This window comes from Mesorhizobium sp. M2E.F.Ca.ET.209.01.1.1, assembly GCF_004010375.2.
Lineage (GTDB): Bacteria > Pseudomonadota > Alphaproteobacteria > Rhizobiales > Rhizobiaceae > Mesorhizobium.
This window is the reverse complement of sequence record NZ_SADP02000002.1, coordinates 568,508-575,102: the sequence shown is the minus strand read 5'-3', so window position 1 is coordinate 575,102 and position 6,595 is coordinate 568,508. Positions and strand designations below refer to the sequence as shown.

Genomic DNA, 6,595 nt, shown 5'->3' with positions numbered 1-6,595 from the left:
GCCGGGCGCGCCGATGCTGACCGTCGAGGTCGGCGTGGTGCCCTGGAAGGCGTAGGTCGTGCCGTTGATTACGGCGCTGGCCGTGCCGACCGCCGCGGCGGTCACCGAGCCCGAGCCGAGCGCGACGGCGCCCGCGTTACCGGCGGTGGCATTGGCACCCAGCGCGAGCGCATTCGAGGCGCTGGCATTCGCTTGCTTGCCGAGAGCGGTCGCTTGAACGTCGGTCGCAAACGCGTTCTGACCGATCGCCGTGCTGGACGTGGCTGTAGCATTGGCATTGGGTCCGACGGCGGTGCTGTATTGGCCTGTGGCCTGGGAGATGTATCCAAACGCCGTCGCGTTAAGGCCCGATGCGACGGCGCCGTTGCCGATGGCCGAGGCGCTGATGCCGGAGGCGCTCGAATTGGTACCGGCCGCGATGGCGCTCGCCCCCGTCGCGGTCGCGACTGGTCCGATCGCAACCGAGTCCGTGCCTGTCGCCGACGAATCCGCCAGCGCCGAATTGGCATGGAAGTATTTGATGCCGCCGCCGACATTGATGTTGTTGAGCGTGGTGCCGATGGCGTCGACCGCCTGATTGGTCGCGAAGAGCTGAGAACCATTGACCGCATCGGTCGAAGACCCGCTGATGCGCCCCGCCGCGAGATTGGTGAGCGTGCGTTCCGCACCGGGCGCGCCGATGCTGACCGTCGAGGTCGGCGTGGTGCCCTGGAAGGCGTAGGTCGTGCCGTTGATTACGGCGCTGGCCGTGCCGACCGCCGCGGCGGTCACCGAGCCCGAGCCGAGCGCGACGGCGCCCGCGTTACCGGCGGTGGCATTGGCACCCAGCGCGAGCGCATTCGAGGCGCTGGCATTCGCTTGCTTGCCGAGAGCGGTCGCTTGAACGTCGGTCGCAAACGCGTTCTGACCGATCGCCGTGCTGGACGTGGCTGTAGCATTGGCATTGGGTCCGACGGCAGTGCTGTATTGGCCTGTGGCCTGGGAGATGTATCCAAACGCCGTCGCGTTAAGGCCCGATGCGACGGCGCCGTTGCCGATGGCCGAGGCGCTGATGCCGGAGGCGCTCGAATTGGTACCGGCCGCGATGGCGCTCGCCCCCGTCGCGGTCGCGACTGGTCCGATCGCAACCGAGTCCGTGCCTGTCGCCGACGAATCCGCCAGCGCCGAATTGGCATGGAAGTATTTGATGCCGCCGCCGACATTGATGTTGTTGAGCGTGGTGCCGATGGCGTCGACCGCCTGGTTCGTCGCGAAGAGCTGCGAACCGTTGACCGCGTCGGTCGAGGAGCCGCTGATGCGCCCCGCCGCCAGATTGGTGAGGGTGCGCTCCGCGCCGGGCGCGCCGATGCTGACCGTCGAAGTCGGAGCGGTTCCCTGGAAGGCGTAGGTCGTGCCGTTGATTACGGCGCTGGCCGTGCCGACCGCCGCGGCGGTCACCGAACCGGAACCCAGCGCCACGTCGCCGGAGCTTGCCGCCGCGGTGGCGCCATTGCCTAGCGCGACATTGCCAACGAAGCCCGCGGCACCCGCTGTGGAGCCGTTGCCCAGCGCCACGGAGCCTTGCCCGATCGCCTTATTGCCGTTGCCGATGGCGACGGCACCGTTGGCCATATTGGCGGCGGTGGCGCTGGCCGTGCCGTCGCTGTTGGCGATGTTGTTGGCGCCGCCGGTAAAGGCGCCGGTGCCGCTGGCATAGCTCGGATCGCCGATGGCGACCGCACCGTCACCAAAGGCTGCGTTGCCGGCGCCGATGGCGACGGCCTTGCCGCCATCGGCAGTCGCGCCAGTGCCCATGGCGATGGAGTCGGCGGAGAGCGCAGCGGACTGCAGACCGATCGCGACGGCGTTGGTTGCCGTCGCCTGGCTCTCGCGTCCCATCGCAAGGGCGTCGTCCGCGGATGCCGTCACGTCCGTACCGATGCCGATGGCGTTGTCTCCACTGGCGCTCGTTGCAAAAGTGCTGGAGCCGAGATAGACGGCGCCTATCCCGGTCGCCCTCGTACCTGCGCCGAGAGAGATGGAGTTCTGGGCAGTGCTTTGGGCGCCGCGGCCGAGCGCGGTGCTGTTGAGTCCGGTGGCGCGGGCTTCACGTCCGACGGCGGTGGAATTGTCGGCGCTTGCTACGGTGCCGATGCCGAGCGCGGTGCTGGCGCTTCCTCCAGCGCTGGCGCTGACGCCGGCAGCGAGAGAATTGTCTCCTGCCGCAGTTGCTCCGGACCCGAACGAGGAGGCGTTGGGGCCGCTGGCAACGGCGACGTTACCAACCGCCGTGCTGGCGGTGCCACTCGCCTTTGAGGTCGTGCCCATGGCGATGGCGTCTTGCGCGCTCGCATTGGCTTGCTTGCCGATTGCCGTGCCGTCTACACCGTTCGCAGTGGCGCCCAGCCCCAGCGCGGTTGCGTTCGCGGCGGTCGCCGCGGCGTTGTTGCCGAGCGCAGTGGCTGACACGCCCGTGGCCTGGGATCCCGAGCCAGCCGCGACCGAACCTACTCCGCTCGATACAGCCTGGTTGCCCAGCGCCAATGCGAAATCCGCCGAAGCATTGGTGCTAGAGCCGAGCGCGGTCGAGTTTAGCCCTGTCGCGCTGGCCGATTTACCCACGGCGACGGCACTGTCCGCGCTGGCGACAGATGCCCAGCCCCCGGCAAACGAAAAGTTGCCGCTGGCCAAGGAACTGGTGCCGACGGCTGTGGAATTCCCTCCCGAAGCGACGGAGAATGTACCCAAGGCGTTGGCGCCGGCTCCGGTAGCTTTAGCGGTAACGCCGAGCGCCACCGAATTGACGCCGCTTGAGACCGTGCCTTGGCCCAGCGCCATCGCGCCGCCGGTGCCCGTGGCTTGTGCATTCAGGCCGATAGCCACCGAGTATTGGGCCGACGCAAGGGATGAACGTCCCATCGCGATGGCGTCGACCTGGGATGCCGTGACATCCGTGCCGATGGCGATGGCGCTCGTGGCAGTGGCACCTGTTCCGGGCGCTGTTCGCGAGCCAAGATAGATGGAGTTGATCTGGGAGGCGATCGTTCCAAAGCCGATCGCGACGGCATTCTGGCTGCCCGCGCTGGCATTGGTGCCCTCGGCTATCGAGTCGGCTCCGTTCTGCACGGCTCCGGATCCAAACGCGATACCGCGCACGCCGTTTGCCGTGCCGCCGCCACCGAAAACCTGTGCTGATGCCGGCGTGGCGATACCGCCCAACGCAATCGCACCCAGCGCCGCCGCCAGCGTCCCGCCGGCGCCCAGCGTGCCAAGCCCCAGACCCTTGCGGCGCATGCCGAGCACGCGGTGCGCGTTGCGCAGCGCGGCCGTCAGGCAGCGGCGCAACGCGCGGCTGTCGATGGCGCCGGAAACCCAGTTTCCAGCGAAGCGGCCAGTGGTTCGTCCTTGCCTGAAAGTCATTGCGACAATGCCTCCTGTGGTGGGTCGCGCTCGATGACGACAGGTTCCGCCGACCCTGCCGCCGAAGCGTGTCTGCTCGAAAATGGAATGACGTCAGCGCCGCGCGCGAGCAGCGCATGGCCCTGCTTCTCGCCGATCGCCTCGACGCGATCGAGCGTGTTCTCAAGCCAGGAATCGCCCTCTTCCGGAACGGCCCGGAGCGCCGCTGCGACGCGCTCCTTGGGAATTAGCCGCTCCAGATAGGACTGTACGGCCGCCAGATGGACGGCAGGCTCATCGCCGGCGTGGACCACTGCCGTGAGGCCGTAGAGATAGTGGGCGAGCAGGGCATCCTGCTTGGCCAAAGGCACGCCATTTCCATAGCGCTTTTCGAGCGTCCTTGCGGCCGACTCCAGCCAATAGCCGATCTCCTCGGAAAGGCTTCGGCGAATCGCCGCGTCGTCGCTCATGTCCCCTCGCAGCCAAATCAGAATCCGAAACAGCCGGAATTGCTTCAAGAGGTCATGTTTTTGAACTGAGGTATTCCAATAAATTGCTGTTCTGTCTAAAAATATCCAGTGAGAAGTCGGTAGTTAACAGTGAGTTACTCAAGCAATAACTTTAATTAGGAGGCATTCAACTTGCATACTGCTAATTTAGAATGATCTTATTTTTTCGATCGTGAGCCGCGCTGCCCCGTGCGCACCTGCTGAGGTGTCGCATGGCGATATTTCCTCATCATCGTGGTGAAGTGGCTCTGGCTCGAAAAGCCGGCCAGATCGGCAATGTCCGTGATCGACATGCGGCTGTCGGCAAGCAGCTTCTGGGCAAGGTCGAGGCGAAGGCCCAGAACATATTGATACGGCGACACGCCGAACGTCTTCGAAAAAGCGCGGGCGAAATGGTAAGGGGACAAGTCGCACACCGCCGCCATCTCGGCCAGCGACAGCTTGCGCGAGAAATTCTCCTTCAGGAATTGCTGGATTTGTTGGGTATGCCTTGCCGACAATCCGCCTTTCGCGTTCGGCAAGGGAGCCCTGTCGGAAGCGATCTCCGACAACAGGGCCGGTAAGTCATCGTCGCGCCGCAACCGGGCCTCCTGATGCTCAGCCTCCGCCCGTCTTGGCCCAACCTCAACACGTGTTTTCGGTTCCCCAGGCAAAACAAATCGTGATCAAGCGCATGGTTGGTAGAAGCCCTCGGATCCCGATCCGACGGCAACCATGCAACAGCCATGATTTGAGGCATCCGGTATTTCACGAAATTGCGGTTCGGCGAGGAAAAACGTCTCTCACGAAAACTTTAGATGAGGCTGATGCTATCTGCTTGTTCTCAAGTAAGATTTTTTCGTCGTGAGGTAACAAAAAGTAGCCTCTGACGGGTCAGGGCGCCATAAGCAATTCGCTTGGGAGGCGAGCGTCAGACCAATCGCCGGAATGCGGAAGCTGCCCGCCCACGACGGCGAGCATACCGCGGTAGGACGGTCGCGTGTTTGACCTGGCAGGCTGAGACGCGGACGCTCGCCGCGGCGCTCTAGCGCCCCCGCGCCAGGCTGCCGAGGATGCCGCGCACGATGGCGCGGCCGACGGAGGAGCCGACCGAGCGCACCACCGACTTGATGGCGGCTTCGGCCACCGTCTGGCGGTTGGAAGACCGCCGGTTGCCTGTTCCCAAAACATCGTCGAAGCCGGGAATGGTCCAGCGCGAGCCGCCGCTGTTCTGCTGCTGTGCCTGCGCCTCGGCGTCCTGCGCCTCCTTGGCTTTCTTCTGCAACATCTCGAAGGCCGATTCGCGATCGACAACCTGGTCGTACTGGCCGGCGACCGGGCTCTCGGCGATGATCTTGCGGCGCTCGTCGGGTGTGATCGGTCCGAGCCGCGATGACGGCGGCCGGATCAGCGTGCGCTGGACCATGGCCGGCACACCCTTGTCCTCCAGCATCGAGACCAGCGCCTCGCCGGTGGCGAGCTGGGTGATGGCCGTGGCGCAATCGAAATCGGGATTGGGCCGGAAGGTCTCGGCCGCGGTGCGCACCGCCTGCTGCTCGCGCGGGGTATAGGCGCGCAGCGCGTGCTGGACGCGGTTGCCGAGCTGGGCGAGCACCTTCTCCGGAATGTCGAGCGGATTCTGGGTGACGAAATAGACGCCGACGCCCTTGGAGCGGATGAGCCGCACCACCTGCTCGACGCGGTCGATCAGCACCTTCGGCGCGTCCTCGAACAAAAGATGCGCCTCGTCGAAGAAGAACACCAGTTTCGGCCTGTCGAGATCGCCGACCTCGGGCAGTTCCTCGAAGAGTTCCGACATCAGCCAGAGCAGGAAGGTGGCGTAAAGCCTGGGGTTCATCATCAGCTTGTCGGCGGCGAGCACGCCGATCGCGCCGCGGCCGTCGCGCGTGGTGCGCATGATGTCGGCGATACGCAGCGCCGGCTCGCCGAAGAAGTTCGCGGCACCCTGCTGCTCCAGCACCAGGAGCGTGCGCTGGATGGCGCCGACGGAGGGCTTGGTGACATTACCGTAGCGCGCGCTGAGCTCGTCGGCGCGCTCGGCGATGTTGGCGAGCAGCGCCTGCAGGTCCTTCAGATCGAGCAGCAGCAGGCCTTCCTCGTCGGCGATGCGGAAGGCGATGTTCATGATGCCTTCCTGCGCTTCGGTGAGGTTCATCAGCCGCGAGAGCAGCAACGGCCCCATCTCGGAGATGGTGGCGCGGATCGGATGGCCCTGCTCGCCGAACAGATCCCAGAAGATGACCGGGAATTCCTGGAACTGGTAGGGATCGAGCTTCACCTCGCCGGCGCGCTTGACCAGGAAATCCTTGGCCTCGCCCATCATGGATATACCGGAAAGGTCGCCCTTGATGTCGGCGCAGAAGACCGGCACGCCGGCATTCGAAAAGCCCTCGGCCAGGATTTGCAGGCTGACTGTCTTGCCTGTGCCCGTGGCGCCGGTGACGAGGCCGTGGCGGTTGCCGTAACGCAGCAGCAGCTCTTCGGCGCGCTGGTAGGAATCGTCGGGCTTGCGGCTGGCGCCGATGAAGATGCTGGTCTCGTCAGCCATATGTCCGGTCTCCGCAATCCGTTTGCGCTCAAAAGCCTTACCCGAGGTATAGTAACGCAAGCAGCAGGCGGCAATGGTCAGCATCGGGTTTGGGCCAGCATCGCGTTTGGGACCGGCCCGGAATTTGGCCATTGGCGCTTGCGGATTTTGCGCATGTTTG

The 6,595-nt window shown here is 65.0% G+C and carries 3 protein-coding genes and 1 pseudogene; all 4 read right to left on the bottom strand.

Annotated elements, in window-relative coordinates:
- Positions 1-3,399: pseudogene (locus EN852_RS06130) on the bottom strand (calcium-binding protein); the annotation flags it as partial.
- On the bottom strand, positions 3,396-3,848 hold the full coding sequence (locus tag EN852_RS06125; RefSeq protein WP_127875363.1) for a hypothetical protein: 453 nt from the start codon (positions 3,846-3,848) through the stop codon (positions 3,396-3,398). The pseudogene EN852_RS06130 and the gene EN852_RS06125, both read right to left, overlap by 4 nt.
- Before the next feature lie 197 nt (positions 3,849-4,045).
- A complete protein-coding gene (locus EN852_RS42175; protein ID WP_246694184.1) occupies positions 4,046-4,468 on the bottom strand; it encodes an AraC family transcriptional regulator in 423 nt (140 codons plus the stop codon).
- 443 nt (positions 4,469-4,911) lie between these two features.
- The gene (locus EN852_RS06115; RefSeq protein WP_127867161.1) at positions 4,912-6,435 is read right to left on the bottom strand and encodes a helicase HerA-like C-terminal domain-containing protein; all 1,524 of its coding nucleotides are present in this window, start codon (positions 6,433-6,435) and stop codon (positions 4,912-4,914) included.
- Positions 6,436-6,595: the final 160 nt, after the last annotated feature.